The organism is Halobacillus locisalis (assembly GCF_013694105.1).
In the GTDB taxonomy this organism is placed as follows: domain Bacteria; phylum Bacillota; class Bacilli; order Bacillales; family Halobacillaceae; genus Halobacillus; species Halobacillus locisalis.
Genome location: NZ_JACEFG010000002.1, coordinates 72060 through 88267, shown reverse-complemented (window position 1 = coordinate 88267; position 16208 = coordinate 72060). Strand labels below are relative to the sequence as shown.

Annotated in this window: 13 protein-coding genes; 3 read left to right on the top strand and 10 right to left on the bottom strand. The window is 45.8% G+C overall.

Translation table 11 applies throughout. The features are described 5' to 3' along the window. Nucleotides 1–254: 254 nt before the first annotated feature. The gene (locus H0266_RS07705; RefSeq protein WP_181471838.1) at nucleotides 255–1154 is read left to right on the top strand and encodes a DUF4097 family beta strand repeat-containing protein; all 900 of its coding nucleotides are present in this window, start codon (nucleotides 255–257) and stop codon (nucleotides 1152–1154) included. A 700-nt stretch (nucleotides 1155–1854) separates the two neighbouring features. Here the strand turns inward: H0266_RS07705 and dnaB are convergent. The 4 genes from dnaB to H0266_RS07685 form a co-directional block, all read right to left on the bottom strand. After that, entirely contained in the window at nucleotides 1855–3216 is a 1362-nt protein-coding gene (gene dnaB, locus H0266_RS07700; RefSeq protein ID WP_181471837.1) for a replicative DNA helicase, read from the bottom strand. 279 nt (nucleotides 3217–3495) lie between these two features. Further along, on the bottom strand, nucleotides 3496–3942 hold the full coding sequence (rplI, locus tag H0266_RS07695) for a 50S ribosomal protein L9 (RefSeq protein WP_181471836.1): 447 nt from the start codon (nucleotides 3940–3942) through the stop codon (nucleotides 3496–3498). Next, nucleotides 3939–5912, bottom strand: a complete 1974-nt coding sequence (locus H0266_RS07690; protein WP_181471835.1) for a DHH family phosphoesterase — start codon at nucleotides 5910–5912, stop codon at nucleotides 3939–3941. Before H0266_RS07690 ends, rplI begins: the two co-directional genes overlap by 4 nt. A 32-nt stretch (nucleotides 5913–5944) precedes the next feature. Beyond that, nucleotides 5945–6892, bottom strand: a complete 948-nt coding sequence (locus H0266_RS07685) for a YybS family protein (protein WP_181471834.1) — start codon at nucleotides 6890–6892, stop codon at nucleotides 5945–5947. Between the two features lie 149 nt (nucleotides 6893–7041). Between H0266_RS07685 and H0266_RS07680 the strand changes: the two genes are divergently transcribed. Next, on the top strand, nucleotides 7042–7857 hold the full coding sequence (locus H0266_RS07680; RefSeq protein WP_181471833.1) for a histidinol-phosphatase HisJ family protein: 816 nt from the start codon (nucleotides 7042–7044) through the stop codon (nucleotides 7855–7857). 75 nt (nucleotides 7858–7932) lie between these two features. Here the strand turns inward: H0266_RS07680 and H0266_RS07675 are convergent, their stop codons facing one another. The 6 genes from H0266_RS07675 to H0266_RS07650 all read right to left on the bottom strand — a co-directional run bounded on the left by H0266_RS07675 (nucleotide 7933) and on the right by H0266_RS07650 (nucleotide 14213). After that, nucleotides 7933–8346, bottom strand: a complete 414-nt coding sequence (locus H0266_RS07675) for a DUF4181 domain-containing protein (protein ID WP_181471832.1) — start codon at nucleotides 8344–8346, stop codon at nucleotides 7933–7935. Nucleotides 8347–8358: 12 nt separating this feature from the next. After that, nucleotides 8359–8589: a hypothetical protein gene (locus tag H0266_RS07670; protein WP_181471831.1), complete on the bottom strand. Its 231-nt coding sequence runs from the start codon at nucleotides 8587–8589 to the stop codon at nucleotides 8359–8361. Further along, nucleotides 8586–9194: a histidine phosphatase family protein gene (locus H0266_RS07665; protein WP_220127208.1), complete on the bottom strand. Its 609-nt coding sequence runs from the start codon at nucleotides 9192–9194 to the stop codon at nucleotides 8586–8588. The genes H0266_RS07670 and H0266_RS07665 overlap by 4 nt, the downstream gene beginning before the upstream one ends. 576 nt (nucleotides 9195–9770) lie before the next feature. Further along, a complete protein-coding gene (locus tag H0266_RS07660) occupies nucleotides 9771–11288 on the bottom strand; it encodes an AbgT family transporter (RefSeq protein WP_181471829.1) in 1518 nt (505 codons plus the stop codon). 178 nt (nucleotides 11289–11466) lie between these two features. Then, nucleotides 11467–13053, bottom strand: a complete 1587-nt coding sequence (gene serA / locus H0266_RS07655) for a phosphoglycerate dehydrogenase (RefSeq protein ID WP_181471828.1) — start codon at nucleotides 13051–13053, stop codon at nucleotides 11467–11469. Then, entirely contained in the window at nucleotides 13050–14213 is a 1164-nt protein-coding gene (locus tag H0266_RS07650; RefSeq protein WP_181471827.1) for an aminotransferase class V-fold PLP-dependent enzyme, read from the bottom strand. Before H0266_RS07650 ends, serA begins: the two co-directional genes overlap by 4 nt. Before the next feature lie 268 nt (nucleotides 14214–14481). Here H0266_RS07650 and H0266_RS07645 point away from each other — a divergent pair, with 268 nt between their 5' ends. Continuing rightward, entirely contained in the window at nucleotides 14482–16161 is a 1680-nt protein-coding gene (locus H0266_RS07645; protein ID WP_181472795.1) for a peptide ABC transporter substrate-binding protein, read from the top strand. Nucleotides 16162–16208 lie beyond the last annotated feature (47 nt).

Genomic DNA, 16208 nt, shown 5'->3' with positions numbered 1-16208 from the left:
ACAAGTTCCAGCGTGACTTTTCAGAAGGCGTGATGGGCTGTGTTGATGATAGATGAGAGAAGCTTCCCTTTGGAAGCTTCTTTTTTTGGGGTAGAAAGTGGTAAACCTATGAATGAAGTTTGTTATAAAAAATCGGAACCTTTTTCCATATTGCTTCGTACTACAAGAAAGAAGGCATCAGGTCACTCTTTTCTCTATGACCTTAGATAAGTTCACATAGAAATCAGCCACTATAATATATAAGGAGTGTTTGAATGAAGATACTTAGCGTGAGTATAGTAATCGTATTAGTAGTGATCGGTATTGGCTATCTTACTTTAAAATCGACAACCAATGTATTTTCTAGTGATCTAACCACCATCGACGATCAACGATCTCTTTCAAGTAAGGGAATCGAAAAAATTAATGTATCGACCTCTTCTTCTGATATCACGATTTTCGAAGGGGCAGGGGACCAAATCAGAATAGAGTTGTCAGGGGAACTCAGCCACCCAAAACAAGTAGGAGAGCTTTACGTGGAGACGAGAGGCGATCAGCTGTTGATCGAGTTTCCTAAACGAGACTTCAAGCCTTCTTTTTCTTTTGGTTCTGTACAAAACAGAACGAAGCTGAACGTTTTGGTACCCGAGAAAACCTATGAAACTCTAACGGCTCATTCCTCTTCTGGTGACATTAACGTATCTCAACTGAACTTGAACAACCTTGATGTGTCTTCTAGTTCAGGAGACCAATTCATCAAAGACATGGAATTGACCGGCACCGCGACCTTCCATTCTTCCAGTGGACGCATTCAGACACACACTGTTTCAGCAGAACAGCTTACGGTGAAAACAAGTAGTGGAGACATTGAGAATAAAAAAGTCAGTGCCGAACGCAGTGAGTCCAATAGCTCCTCAGGCGATGTCGAATGGTTAGACCATGAGCCAGATACGAGCATCACGGTTCGCACCTCAAGTGGGGATACGGACATTTCCTTACTAGATGATCCTCTATCTACTGAAGTCTCGTTTTCTTCAAGCTCTGGTGAAGCCTCGATCTCACAAGAAGCTTTCACGTACGAAGAAATATCCGATCACCGCGTCAAGGGAAGTGTCGGGGACGGAGAAGCCCACATTGATGTAACATCAAGTTCCGGTGATTTCAATCTACGATAGAGGAGCATTGATACATGTCTTATAGGCCAAAGAAGGAACGAATCTCGAACCGAGACCATGAGGATCGAAGGCTTTACAAGATTCATACTGCCTCTGAAGGAGCGACAGGTTGTGGACTGGGCTGCCTAAGTGTGATTACCCTCCTCGTTTCACTGCCTACGCTCACGCTTTCATTATAGAATAACAAAAGCCACCTCAACATGAGGTGGCTTCTCAGAGTGTTTTGTAAGCTACTGTCGGTTCTTCCAAGGTGAGAAGGTACCGGTGTCGTGGAAACGACTCCCTTTCCGCAGGAGGCGGTGAGCTTCCTCGGGTAGATACGCGACCTGCGGGATCTCACCCAAGCCTCAGAATCCTTCAGGAGTGCGGCCGTTTCCACACCACCTTAAATTAGGAAGTACGAACCTCTACAGATTCAGCTACACTGTGAAGTTCTACTGATGAGAGCTCCATGCTTGGCAAGGTTCTGTTCCCACTATTTGTAGCATAGTGGGCTGGAAAACGGGGAGACTCCCGCGGGAGAAGGGCCTAGGCGAGACCCCACAGGGAGTGTTAACGACCGAGGAGGCTTGCCGGCTCCCCCGCAGGAAAGCGAGTCGTTTTCCAGCCCACGGTATTCTTATATGATCTAACAGAACCGTTCCACTAACTTCTGCAGGCAACCTGAAAAGCCACCTCATCATGAGGTGGCTTCTTTGTATTACGCCGGCGGAACATCCGCATCCGAGTAGCGATGATCCAAGTCGACGAACTTATTGTATTCCTTCACAAAAGCAAGCTCGACATTACCAACTGGACCATTACGCTGCTTCGATATAATGATCTCGATAATGTTTTGGTTCTCCGATTCCTTATCATAGTAATCGTCACGATATAGGAAGCCAACAATGTCGGCGTCCTGCTCAATCGAGCCAGATTCACGCAAGTCGGACATCATCGGGCGCTTATCTTGTCTTGACTCAACACCACGGGAAAGCTGGGACAGGGCGATCAACGGCACGTTCAATTCACGCGCCAACCCTTTTAGGGAACGAGAGATTTCGGAAACCTCTTGTTGACGGTTTTCTTTGGAGTTCGCACTACCTTGGATCAACTGCAAATAGTCGATCAAGATCATACCAAGTCCGTGTTCTTGCTTCAGACGGCGGCACTTGGAGCGGATTTCACTGACACGGATACCCGGTGTATCGTCGATGTAGATGCCTGCATTCGACAAACTTCCCATCGCCATCGTCAGTTTATTCCAGTCTTCCGCTTCCATGCTTCCTGTACGAAGACGCTGTGCATCGATATTCCCTTCTGCACAAAGCATACGGGATACAAGCTGATCGGCACCCATCTCGAGGCTGAAGATCGCGACATTCTCATCGGTGTGAACCGCTACGTTCTGAGCGATGTTCAAGGCAAAGGCGGTCTTACCCATCGAAGGTCGGGCCGCAATAATGATCAAGTCGTTCCGCTGGAATCCGGACGTGATCTTATCCAAATCGCGATATCCCGTCGGAATCCCCGTTGTATTTCCATCATTATGGTGGAGTTGTTCAATGTTGTCATAAACATCGATCAACACATCTTTAATGCTTTTGAACGCACTCGAATTTTTACTCTGAGATACCTCTAGAATCTCTTTCTCGGCTGAGTTCAGGACCTCTTCTAAGTCATCTTCTTCCTCATAACCTGACGTGACAATATTGGTCGCCGTTCGAATCAAGCTTCGTAACGTCGATTTCTCACTGACAATTTTTGTATAGTACACAATGTTTGCCGCTGTCGGGACCGAGTTTGCGATATCGCTCAAATACGATACGCCGCCAACTTCTTCTAACACTTTATTGTTCGACAAAGCGGTGGTTACCGTAACAAGGTCAATGGGCTCTCCTCGATCGGACAGGGAGAGCATCACTTCAAAAATCCGCTGGTGGCTTGCCCTGTAAAAGTCTTCTGGAAGCAGGTACTCAGCAGCTGTCGACATCGCTTCTGGTTCTAAAAAAACGGCACCAAGCACCGCTTGTTCGGCTTCTATATTATGAGGCGGGGTACGGTCGTTCCATAATTCACTCACTTGCTGTTCCTCCTCTAAGGATGAATGCAGAGAGGGGCTGCTTGTGACATAAGCAAAAGCAAAATGTCGACAACCCGCCGACACCCTGATTTTGCTTACGTTGCCAAGCCCCTCAAATCTAGGGATACTACGTCATTTCTTCTCTAAAAAGCAAAAAGCACATGAATGGCCCTTGCGCATCAACCTCCCATACGCAAGGGGTAAACAAGTGCTTCTGAAACATACAGGTCACATGACAATCTTTAAGAGCATCAACCTGCTACTGATTGAATTCCTACTCTATTTTTCGTCGATATGGACGCGGATTGTGCCTGTCACTTCATTATGAAGTTTCACAGGTACATTCGTGTATCCAAGCGAACGAATCGGCTCGTCCAATTCGATTTTACGCTTATCGATTTTGATATCGTGGTTTTTCTTCAGTTGTTCAGCAATTTGTTTACTCGTAATTGATCCGAACAAACGGCCATTGTCGCCGGACTTAGCTGCAAGTTTCACTTCAATACCGGCAAGCGTTTCTTTCAATTTCTCCGCTTCCTCTACTTCTTGTTGGGCAAGCTGTTCTTTTTTCTGGTCTTTTGCTTGCTGGGCTTGAATATTACCTTTGGTCGCTTCGACCGCTAAATTATGCTTCAGAAGGTAGTTACGCGCGTAGCCGTCGTTCACATTTTTGATTTCGCCTTTTTTCCCTTTTCCTTTTACATCCGAAGTGAAAATTACTTTCATTCTGTGTCTCCCCCTTCAAAATATTCGTCAATTATATCTTGCAATAATGCGCGAGCATCTTCAATCGTTGTGTCTTCTAACTGGGTCGCCGCATTCGTTAAGTGGCCACCACCGTTCATTCGTTCCATAATCACTTGCACATTGATGTCTCCGAGGGACCTTGCACTGATCCCGATTCGGCCATCACTTCGTTCTGAGATGACGAATGAAGCGAAAATCCCGCTCATGGTCAGCAGCGTATCGGCTGCTTGTGCAATGATGACAGGTCCGTAAGACTCCCCGTGATCGCCAACGGAAATGGCAACACCATCCCGGTAAATGTCCGCTCGCTCAATCAACCGGCTCCGGCGAATATACACATCAAGATCTTCTTTCATGAACTTCTGCACTTGAACCGTGTCCGCCCCTTTGGACCTTAAATAAGAAGCGGCATCAAAGGTACGCGATCCGGTTCTAAGCGTGAAGCTTTTCGTATCGACGATAATCCCTGCCAGCAAGGCCGTCGATTCGAGCATCGATAACTTCAGCTTCTTCGGTTGATACTCCAAAAGCTCTGTGACGAGCTCGGCAGTCGAGGAAGCATAAGGCTCCATATACACAAGCGTCGGGTCGGCAATGAATTCTTCTGCACGACGGTGGTGGTCAATCACGACGACATGTTCCGTTTTCGATAGAAGCTTCTCTTCCATCACGAGTTTCGGTTTGTGTGTATCCACAACGACGAGTAACGAATCATTCGAGACCATCTCCAGAGCATCTTCAGGCGTGATGAAGTAGCGCCATAGATCTTCGTCCTTCTGGATTTCTTCAATCATTCGCTGGACACCCGTGTCGATATCATCCGGATCCAGTACGATGGCTGCTTTCTTTTCGTTTGCCTGTGCAATCTTCAAAATCCCGATGGAAGCGCCGATCGAATCCATATCCGGAGATTTGTGCCCCATGATGATGACCTTTTCGCTCTCTTGTACGAGTTCTTTCATCGCGTGGGAAATGACTCGGGCTCTTACACGCGTCCGCTTCTCCATCGGATTTGTTTTTCCTCCATAGAAACGAACTTTTCCTGAGTCATCTTTGATTGCCACTTGGTCACCGCCTCGCCCTAAAGCAAGGTCCAGGCTTGATTGGGAGAGTTCTCCTAAGTCTGGTAAACTGACCGGGCCGACCCCGATTCCGAAACTCAACGTAAGTGGGACATTCTGATCCGTGATTAATTCGCGGACGTCATCCAAAATCTCGAACTTTGATTTCTCCAACGTCTTTAAGATTTCCTGGTTCATCACGGCCATAAAGCGTTCTTGTGAGGTTCGCTTTAAGTAGATGCCATAATCGCCCGCCCACTTGTTTAGAATCGACGTCACTTGCGAGTTGATATGGCTCTTCGCTGTATCGTCCATCCCTTGGGTGATCTCCTCGTAGTTATCCAGGAAAATAATCGAAAGGACGGTCTGTTCATTTTTATACAGGTCATGAATTTCAGTCTGTTTCGTCCGGTCAAATAAGTAAAGCAGACGTTCATCACGTTTAACGATGGTCTGCAGCTTATAGCCGTCGATCGTGATCCAGCACTCTTGTTGATCTTCTTTAATTTGAGGAATCAGTTGATCCGACAAGTCCTTCAAAGAACGCCCAACCACTGAATCTTCGTCAGTAAAGCGGTTCATATAAGGGTTTGCCCACTCAACCATATAGTTCTCACTATATAAAATGATTCCAATCGGCATTTCTAATAACGCCTCTTCACCGACCTTTTTCACTCGATAAGATAGCGTGGATATATATTCTTCTGTTTCATTGATCATGTGCTGTTCTGTTCGGACACTATAGAAGATGGAACCCGCTAAGAACAGCGTCATCATCAACCCTAGCATCCATTGGTAATACCAAATAAATCCGAGCAACACTAAGGAGATCAAATAAATGATCCATAAATGTCCGCTCATCGTTGGCTTTTTAAAAAAGTTAGGCATCTCTCACTCAGCTCCTACTGTTTATGCGAGCTTTATTTCTTCTCTTGAACACGTTCTCTTAAAGGAAATCCTATGTCAATTATACCTAAGATTCTTACAAGATACAGCAAGAGTTGCGGAAGAAGTAAGGATACAATAATGATGACGGCTGGTATCGCTTTCGACCACTTTTTCTGCTGAGCATAATAAAAAATGAAAGAGAACCCTTGTAGAACCAGGAAAACCCCTGTCAATGTGTACACATTGATCGTTGCCAAATATAAAGTACCGTCCTGATCTCCGACAAGATACGTGAAGATCATAGCAAAAAAGTAATACCAAAGAATCGATGTGGGCAATTTAAACTGTTGAAAAGGAGGGAATCGGTGCTTTTTCCGCTCCACCCGGTTGATCAGTCGATACGCTAACCACTGAGCAATGAACGCAATCATGATGCCACTCAGCACGAGCACACTCGGAATCAAGTCAGGGAGCGTATTGATTTGTTCACGAATCGCGTCGATCTGCTCCTGATTGGCGTCACCCGTCAGAAGGCTGCCAAACATATTCTGGGACAAAGTAAAAGCTCGGTCCAGGCTATTGCGTATTTCTTCTGTCCAATTCAATCCGAAGAACGCTTGGGTCGTTAAATAAATACCCAAGAACCCCAGACTGAACCCGAGAGACCCGACGGCCAACGTTTCGTAGGCTGTTCGCTTATTATAAAGGGCTCCCCCTAAGAAGACTCCACCGATACCTGCAAATAACGTTGCGGGCAGTGAAATGGCTGTTGCAAAGATGACGGTGAAAATGAGCGTTGCGATCAACATCATTCCGCCAGCTTTCCATCCATGTCGATAACTATAAAACACAAACGGAACAGGGAGCGTCAATAATAACAGTCCACCAATGATACTGGGAGTGAAAATAATTACCAATAACAATAGCAGATAAATGCCTGTCATTAAAGCCCCTTCCGTAATTCTTCTCGTTTCATTCATTTCCAATGAACACCTCTGTTTCTTTCGGCGTATGCTAACCTATTTATTTTAACATATTTGACTGGTTTCGTTCTTCTCTCACCTTTCCTTGGTCCCTCGCATTCATTTTTGGTACTATTAAGAAAAGTGAAAATTCAAGGAGGGTGTTCATGCGTACGGACTACCACGTTCATATGGCAGAGACAGGAGATTTAGACGTCGAGTATTTGAAGACGTACATAGAGAAAGCGAAAGCGGAGGGAATTGAGGAGCTTGGTATTTCTGAGCACGCCTATTTCTTTGATGAAACCAAAGCGATTCTTTCTAATCCTTGGGTGGAGAACAGGCGGACACTCGAATTCTCGACGTATCAGCATTTATTCGATCAGGCGAACGAACAAGATCTTCCGATTAAAATGGGCATCGAAATGGATTACATGCCAGGAAAAGAAGAAGAGATGAAAACGTTCATTGATGCTCATCCATTTGATTACGTCATCGGTTCTGTCCATTGGATTGACGATTGGGGCATCGACCTCGCCATTTTCCGTAATGAATACGAGAAACGCGACCTCCACGAGGTGTATCGACAGTATTTTGACCGTGTCGTAACGCTCGCTCATTCCGGGCTTTTCGATTTCGTCGGTCATATTGATGTCATCAAAGTATTCGGATATGAGCCGGAGGACCGTGATTTTCTAAGGGGACAATATGAACGAGCTGCCAAAGCGCTCGCCGCTACGAACACATGCATTGAAATCAGCACAGCCGGATTACGAAAGCCTGTCGGCAAACTATACCCGGATCCTGAACTACTTGAAATATGTAAGGAGCATGGCGTTGGGATCGTCTTATGTTCGGATGCCCATAAACCGGGCCATATCGGGTACCGATACGAGGAAGCGATCGCCTTAGCAAAGGACGCTGGTTACACAGAACTACACACGTTTACAAAACGTCAATCCACGAAACACCCGATTGGATAGATAATCCCCATTTCCATACCGAAGGGACAGAACTCCGTACTTACTTGCACGGGGTCTGTCCCTTCCTTATTATTCTTAACTAAACATCGAGGTTTGATAAGCATAGGCGATGAATAGAAGCGATACGAATAGGATCAGGCCGATACGAACGAGGGGAATCTTGTAATTGTTCGGGTTAGAGGCGTACTTTTTCTCCATATAAGCGCGGACGCCTTCTGTAGATACTACAATCAGGATCGGCGCTAATACAACGATGAATAAACTGAAACCTGTCAGTAAATAGACTAAAAGATATAATACTAGCGATCCTATACGAATTGTCCAGTCCCACTTCTCATGTGAATCATTCAAATGATTGTACGAGAACCACTTCTTCTTATCTGCATTCATAGATCGACGGAAGAGCTCTTCAACCCCTTCCATGAAGGCTATCAAACCAATGATTCCTAAGAAAAGAGTGATTAGAAACTCCTGAGATCCTATATACATTTCATCACCTCCTTATGCAATGAACAGAGAGACTCCCCAAATGAGGGCGACGAAAAACGTAACGATATTCAAGTATCCTTTGAAACTTTTCTTCGATTGTTTCAACTCTCTTACCCCAGATAATAACGACAGAGCGCTGAGCCCTAATAATACAAACGGCAAAAGCTGCATTGAATCAATAATCAGAGCATAAGCCGACAGCATCAATAAACCGACCGCGAAGAAGACTTCGAATTTATTCAACTAGAAACCTCCTTATGGTGCGATGTATCGCCTTCCAGGACGACGTTCCACTCGTCTCCTTGCTTTTCAACAATCGTTAACGCCGTAGCGTGCATAAACGCCCCGGTCCAGAAATCTTCAATTGACTTCTTACGGAAATAAGCCAAGAGCCCTTTTAATACAACGGCATGCGTTACAACTAAGACTGGCGATTTGGTAGATGCCAGCTTCTCTATTTCGTTGCCGACCCGTTCAATCAGATCCTCAAAACTTTCGCCTCGTTCTGTTATGTACGTATGAGGTTCTTCCCAAAATCGTCGGAAAGCGTCGCCATCCTGTTCAAGAATTTCTTCTTTCAACTGTCCTTCCCAGTCTCCCATATGAATTTCTCTCCACTCATCTTTTTCTATGATGTCTAGTTTACGATTTCCACGGATTTTTTCAGCCGTCTGCTTCGTCCGTCCACTCGAACTCGAAATGATCTTAGAAAAAGGAACGTCTACAAGTCTTTCTCCTAGCCACTCGGCTTGCTGTTCACCAAGCGATGTGAGAGAAGAATTTTTCCTACCCTGCATTCGTCCTGCTAAATTCCATTCTGTTTGTCCATGTCTTGTTAAATAAATCATCATCCCATCACCTCTCTCTCAGTATACGAAAAAAGTCGATAGAATGTTTCAGTCCATAGAAAAAAAGCCCTGAGAGATTATTCTCTCAGAGCTTAAGGAGTGATGAGAAAGCAACTATCGGTTCTTCCAAAATGAGAAGGTCCGGTGGCGTGGAAACGACTCCCTTTCCGCAGGAGGCGGTGAGCTTCCTCGCTCGCTTCGCGATCTGCGGGATCTCACCAAAGCCTCAGCATCCTGCAGGAGTGTCGCCGTTTCCACGCCACCTCAACAAAGGCAGGCTGAACCTCTAAAGATTCAACCACAAGTAAGAACGCCATCGAAGAAGCACTATGTTTCAAAAGGTTCTGCTTCCACTATTTGTAGCATGGTGGGAGGGAAAACGGGGAGACTCCTACGGGAAAAGAAACAAGGCAAGACCCCACAGCGACTGAAAGGCGCGAGGAGGCTTGGCGTTTCCCCGTGGAAAGCGAGTCGTTTTCCCTCCCACGGTACTCTATACGTCCTAGCAATACCTGTCCTCAGACTTCTGCTGACAAACTGAAGCCACAAGAGAGTTTTCTCCTGTGGGCTTGTTAGTTAGTACGTGATTGGTGCTCCTGGACCTACCGGAATACCAAGTAGAACCCATACAAGAAGCAACACGAGCCACGATAGAAGGAACGCGATGGAATACGGGATCATCATCGCGATCAATGTCCCGATTCCAAGCTTCTTATCATAACGCTGAGCGAACGCGATAATGACAGGGAAGTACAATAGAAGCGGCGTAATCATATTCGTGACAGAGTCGGCAATACGGTATAGCAGCGTCGTAAACTCTGGTGAATAATCCAAGTTCATCATAATCGGAACAAAAACTGGGGCTAAGATGGTCCATTTAGCCGATGAACTACCGATGAAGAAGTTCACAAGCATCGTCAGTCCAAGGAATGTCAGAATAAGACCGATTCCATCAAACCCTGTGTTTTTCAAAAATTCGGCTCCGTTAAATGCAATGACCGTCCCAAGATTCGTTTCACGGAAGTACGCGATGAATTGACCAGCCGTAAAGGCAAGCGCGATATATCCACTCATACTAGCCATCGTTTTTCCTAATAGTTTCGTGACGTCTTTATCATTATTGATCTCGTTCACAACGATCCCGTAAATCAGGCCTGGAACGAGGAATAGTAGAAAGATGACGAATACCAGTGCATTGAAGAATGGAGATTCGATATAAGCCCCATCACCACGAAGCGGACCGAAGGATAAATACGCCATCAAAGCGAAGGTGATCAAGAATCCGATCCCAGCTAAGCGCATTCCTTTTTTCTCTAGATCACTTAGTTTATCAATATCACCGGATTCATCGCCCTCGTATTTACCAAGCCGTGGTTCCACGATTTTATCAGTAACAAACGTACCTACAACGGTGATCAGAATGACCGAAGCCGCTGCGAAGAAATAGTTCATCGTTACCGCAATCGTATCTGCATATGCAGGGTCGAGCGTACGGGTCGCTTCTACTGTCAACTCCTGCAAAACGGCGTCTGTTGATGTCAGCGCTAAGTTGGCACCAAAACCTCCAGACACCCCGGCGAAGGCTGCTGCGAGTCCGGCAAGAGGGTGACGACCTAGGCCTAAGAATAAAACAGCGCCTAATGGCGGAAGGACAACATATCCTGCATTGACTGCAACACTAGACATGACACCAGCGAATACAAGCGCAGCTGTTAATAGCCGTTTCGGGAAGCTGAATACAATACCTTTCAAGGATGCATTGATCAAACCTGTCTGTTCAGCAAGTCCAATACCAAGCATCGTGACAAGAACCGCTCCAAGCGGCGGGAATCCGATAAAGTTATCGACCGCACTATTAAAAATGTAGTCTAGCCCACTGAGGCTGAGGAGGTTCTTGACCTCGACCACTTCACCTGTCGTCGGATTGGTAACGGAAACTCCTGAAAAGATCCCGGAAATAAGAACAACAATAAAAGCTAAGATAGCAAATAACAAAAGCGGGGAAGGGAGTTTGTTTCCTAACCACTCAATTCCATCCAACATACGGAATAATATCCGACGCGCAGGAGAAATACGTTCCTTGTTTTCAGACATCTCCATGCCCTCCTTTTAATCTCGATTCATTTAGTCGGGATTAAACTTATCAAGGGACTCGAAATTTGTCAAAACTTTTGATTTATGACGAGAATCTTCCATTATGTATGCGTTTTCTTTCGAGAATTATCGATTCTTGTCAAAAAAAGAAGCGAAACATAGTCCGCTTCTTTCTCCTTTATAAATTCAGGCATGTGACATGTTTAATATCCGCGATCCCTGCCAATTCTTCTTGGCAGTGCTTCTCAACCTCTTTATCTACCGACAGAACCATGACCGCATCGCCACCCAAGTTGGTTCGTCCCACTTGCATCGTCGCGATATTCATTTGGTGTTCGGCAAGCAAGCTACCGACTCGCCCGATCGCCCCTGGTTGGTCCGTATGCTGAATGACAATCAAGTGCCCTTCTGGAACGACATCGATGGAATAATGATCGAGTTGCACAATCCGTGCTCCAAGCCCATTCAATAATGTTCCTGCGATACTTCGCTTCTCTAGGTCCGTTTCGATTTCAACCGTGACTAAGTTCGTAAAACCTTTAGTCGACGTCGATTTTTGCTCATTGATGACGATCCCTTTATCAGAAGCGGTCTTAAAGGCATTCACATCATTCACGCGACTCCCGATATGTCGCTTCAGAATACCCTTCACAGCAATTCGCGTAAGCGGCATCGTATCGACATCGAGCAGTTCTCCTGAGTAGTACACATTGATTCGTTCCAGTGTTCCTTCCACGACCTTAGAAAGGAACCCACCCAAACGCTCTGATAATTGGAAGTAAGGAGAAAGTTTCTCCATCATTTCTGAAGAAACGGATGGTAGGTTGACAGGGTTCTTCACTGTACCACCTCTCAACAGTTCAATAACGTCAAAACTGACATCCGTTGCCACGTTTTCCTGAGCTTCGATGGTGCTCGCACCAAGGTGGGGGGTGGCAATCACTTCTGGAAGGTCGAGTAGTGGATGCTCTGTTGCCGGCTCTTCTTCAAATACATCGAGGGCAGCTCCGGCGATCCTTCCACTTTGCACTGCTTCAAACAATGCGTCTTCCTCAATGATACCACCACGAGCACAGTTCAAGATCCGTGCGCCGGGCTTCATCAGAGCAATGGCTTCACGATTGATCAAGTGCTTCGTTTTTTCAATCAAAGGCGTATGTACCGTCAGAAAGTCGGCCTCTTTCAGTACATCTTCCAGTGTGCCATGTTTGACTCCCGCTTTTTGCGCTTTCTCCTCATTAAGAAACGGGTCGAAGGCAATGACGTTCATACGGTGGCCCTTCGCTCGGTGAGCTACTTCGCGCCCAATACGTCCGAATCCTACAATCCCGATTGTCTTATCTTTGAGTTCAACGCCTACGAACTTTTTCCGTTCCCAACGCTTCTGTTTCAGCTGATGATATGCTTGTGGAATATTTCGAGCGAGAGACATTAACATCGCCATCGTATGCTCAGCTGTAGAAATCGTATTCCCATCCGGCGCATTGACGACGATGATTCCGTGTTCGGTTGCGGCATTCAAATCAATATTGTCGACTCCTACGCCAGCTCGACCAATCACTTTCAAATGAGGAGCATGTTCAATCACTTCACGTGTCACTTGGGTTTGACTGCGCACAATCAACGCTTCCGCTTTACTGACAGCTTCTAATAATTCTTCATGAGTCATGGACGGATTAAGGACCGTTTCCACATCTTCCGCATCTAATAATGGCCGGATCCCGTCTTCACTCAATGGATCACTGATCAATACTCGCTTCATCATGTTTCCTCCCTTGTTCCTTGTAAATACGCTTCCTGCGCAGCCGCGGAGCCAGCCCCCGCATCGAAATCATGACCTAGTCGCTTCAACAGAACTTCAAGGACACTGATGTATTGAAATACATTGGCCGGACGGCAATACCCCATGTGACCAATTCGGAAGATTTCGCCTTTCATATGTTTCTGCCCACCGGCAAGGATCAGCCCGAACTCTTCATTCGCCAATTTACGCAACTGCTCTGCTTCAAAGGTTTGCGGCCTGATAGAGGTCACGGTTGTCGATGCTTCTTGTTCACTTACAAGCAAAGGAAGGTTTAATGCCCGGCACGCATCTCGGGTCATCTTTTGCATAAGTAGGTGACGTTCTGAAACTTGCTGAACGCCCTCTTCTTCCATTAATTGAAGCACTTCCTCTAAACCGAACAATAAAGAAAGAGCAGGGGTGAACGGTGTCTGCCCTTCACCTAAACGGTCATAATAACTACGCAAATCAAGGTAAAAACGGGGACGGTCATTATTTTGGATGGTCTGCCATGCCCGTTCACTCATCGCTACAAAAGCGAGACCCGGAGGAAGCATCATCGCCTTCTGCGAACCGGAAACTAAGAGATCGATTCCAAAACGATCCATATCCAGTAAGGAACCGCCTACGGAGGAAACCCCGTCGACGACCACTAAGGCGTCGCTCAGTTCATTTATTCGTTCAGCGATGGACTCAATCGGGTGCATCACTCCGGTGGACGTTTCCGAATGAGTCAAAAATACAGCTTTCACCTGGTTGGATGATTTGAGCGTTTGTTCAACCTGAGCGACTTCGACTGCACGCCCCCATTCCACATCTATGCGATGAACATGCAATTCATACGTTTCACAAATCTTGGCGAAGCGCTCTCCGAAGGCACCGGCGACAACGACGATGACTTCGTCTCCAGGTTGTGTCGTATTCACAACCGCAGCCTCTAAAGCAGATGTTCCACTTCCGGTCAAAACAAGTACTTCACCGGATGTTCCGAAAACAGGCTTTAACCTGGGAGCGATCGACTTCAATAAGTCCTTGCACTTCTGCCCGCGATGACCAATCATCGGTTGGTTCATCGCCCGCTCTACACTTGGTGGAATCGGTGTTGGGCCTGGCGTGTGTAATAAATCCCATTCTCGCTTCACTTTTCAAACACCCTCCTCTGAATCTCTTCCTACTGATTGGATTCCTGCTGATAGGAATAGAAATGATATTCCTTTATCCTATCAAAAGAACGAACGTTGTCAATCTAATTCGAATTTTCAGTTTAATGACTTTTTTTCTTTTTTTTCTCTAAAAACAAGGCTGAAATATTATGCACTTAACTGTATAATTCGAAAAGTAGTAATTTTTAGAAATTTTTAAACTTGACTAGGGGGAATAACATTGAGAAAACATCAAAGCCTATGGCTCATGTTCACGCTATTTGCTGTGCTTCTATTAGCAGCTTGTAGTGGAGGGGGTTCTGAAACAAGTTCAGAATCGAACGAGGATGAAACCGGTGAAGAAACAACAACAGAAGAGAACAATTCTGAAGAAGGTTCAGACTCAAGTGCTGAACAAGAGATTACCGTTACAGCTAAAAGTGAGATTCCTAGTATGGACCCATCATTGATTACCGATTCCGTCGGTTTCCAATGGGCAGGAGAAACAATTGAAGGACTCTATCGTCTTGACGAAAACAGCCAATTAACAGAGGGTATGGCCGTTGATTCGTCTGTAAGTGAAGATGGACTTACACATACATTTACCATTCGTGAAGACGCTGTGTGGTCGAACGGTGACCCCGTAACAGCGAACGACTTCGTTTACTCTTGGAGAAGAGCGGTCGATCCTGATGTCGGATCTGAGTATGGCCCTTACTTCCTTGGAGGCGTCATTAAAAACGCAACTGCTGTCAGTAATGGCGAAGCAGCTGTCGAAGACCTTGGTGTAACAGCGGTCGACGACAAGACACTAGAAGTACAACTTGAAAAACCAGTTCCATATTTCAAATCCATGACTGTATTCGTTACATTCATGCCACTGAACCAGTCATTTGTTGAAGAACACGGAGAAGACTTCGCAACAGAGGCTGAATACACACTTTCCAACGGACCATTCAAAATGACGGAATGGAACCACGGCGAAGGATGGGTTGTTGAAAAGAACGATGATTACTGGGATGCAGATACTGTTCAATTAGAGAAAATCAACGCGAAAGTCATTAAAGAGATCGCAACAGGTGTAAACTTGTACGAATCTGGTCAAATCGACCAAACGGAATTGAACGCAGAATTCGTTGACCAATACCGCACGAACGAAGCATTCAACGTTGCAGAGAAACCTTACCTTTACTTCTTGAAGTTCAACCAAGATGCGAACGAAGCTCTTGCGAACGTAGATGCACGTAAAGCCATCTCCATGGCGATTGATCGTCAATCTCTTGTAGATGTTATCCTGAACGACGGTTCTGTACCGGCAGAAGGATATGTACCATCAAACTTCGTCTCTATGCCTGAGAGCAACGAAGACTTCCGCGACGCTCAAGGTCCACTTGTTGAATCGAATGAAGAAAAAGCGAAAGAACATTGGGCAAAAGCGAAAGAAGCTCTAGGTACTGAAGAAGTAACAATCGAACTGATGGGTGATGACACAGGTACATCGAAGAACGTACTTGCCTACTATAAAGATCAACTTGAAACGAAATTGGATGGCCTGACGATCAACCTTGTTGAAGTACCATTCAAAGAGCGTGTCCGTCGTGACAGTGCTTCTGAATTCGAAATCGAAGCCGCGACTTGGGGTCCTGACTACGTAGACCCGAACACATACTTGAACATGTACCTAACGGGTGGTCAGAACAACAACATGAATTACTCTAACCCTGAATACGATGCCCTGATTGAAAAAGCGAATGGCGAGTTTGCTCAAGATCCTGTGAAGCGTTACGAAACATTCCTAGAAGCCGAGCAAATGCTTCTTACAGAGGATGCTGCCGTAGCTCCGATCTATCAAGATGCAAAAGCTCAATTGTTCCGTCCTTCTATCAAAGGCGTATTCACAACAGCTACAGGTCCAGAATTTGAATTCAAGTGGGCTCATGTAGAATAAGAAGACTAATAGAAAAGCAGCCGTGACCTCATGTCACGGCTGCTTTT

Bases quoted from the DNA above. Each gene is read 5' to 3' on its own strand.
- H0266_RS07705 (WP_181471838.1), top strand. From the start codon at position 255: ATGAAGATACTTAGCGTGAGTATAGTAATCGTATTAGTAGTGATCGGT.
- rplI (WP_181471836.1), bottom strand. From the start codon at position 3,942: ATGAAAGTAATTTTCACTTCGGATGTAAAAGGAAAAGGGAAAAAAGGC.
- H0266_RS07690 (WP_181471835.1), bottom strand. From the start codon at position 5,912: ATGCCTAACTTTTTTAAAAAGCCAACGATGAGCGGACATTTATGGATC.
- H0266_RS07685 (WP_181471834.1), bottom strand. From the start codon at position 6,892: ATGAATGAAACGAGAAGAATTACGGAAGGGGCTTTAATGACAGGCATT.
- H0266_RS07680 (WP_181471833.1), top strand. From the start codon at position 7,042: ATGCGTACGGACTACCACGTTCATATGGCAGAGACAGGAGATTTAGAC.
- H0266_RS07675 (WP_181471832.1), bottom strand. From the start codon at position 8,346: ATGTATATAGGATCTCAGGAGTTTCTAATCACTCTTTTCTTAGGAATC.
- H0266_RS07665 (WP_220127208.1), bottom strand. From the start codon at position 9,194: ATGATTTATTTAACAAGACATGGACAAACAGAATGGAATTTAGCAGGA.
- H0266_RS07660 (WP_181471829.1), bottom strand. From the start codon at position 11,288: ATGTCTGAAAACAAGGAACGTATTTCTCCTGCGCGTCGGATATTATTC.
- serA (WP_181471828.1), bottom strand. From the start codon at position 13,053: ATGATGAAGCGAGTATTGATCAGTGATCCATTGAGTGAAGACGGGATC.
- H0266_RS07645 (WP_181472795.1), top strand. From the start codon at position 14,482: ATGTTCACGCTATTTGCTGTGCTTCTATTAGCAGCTTGTAGTGGAGGG.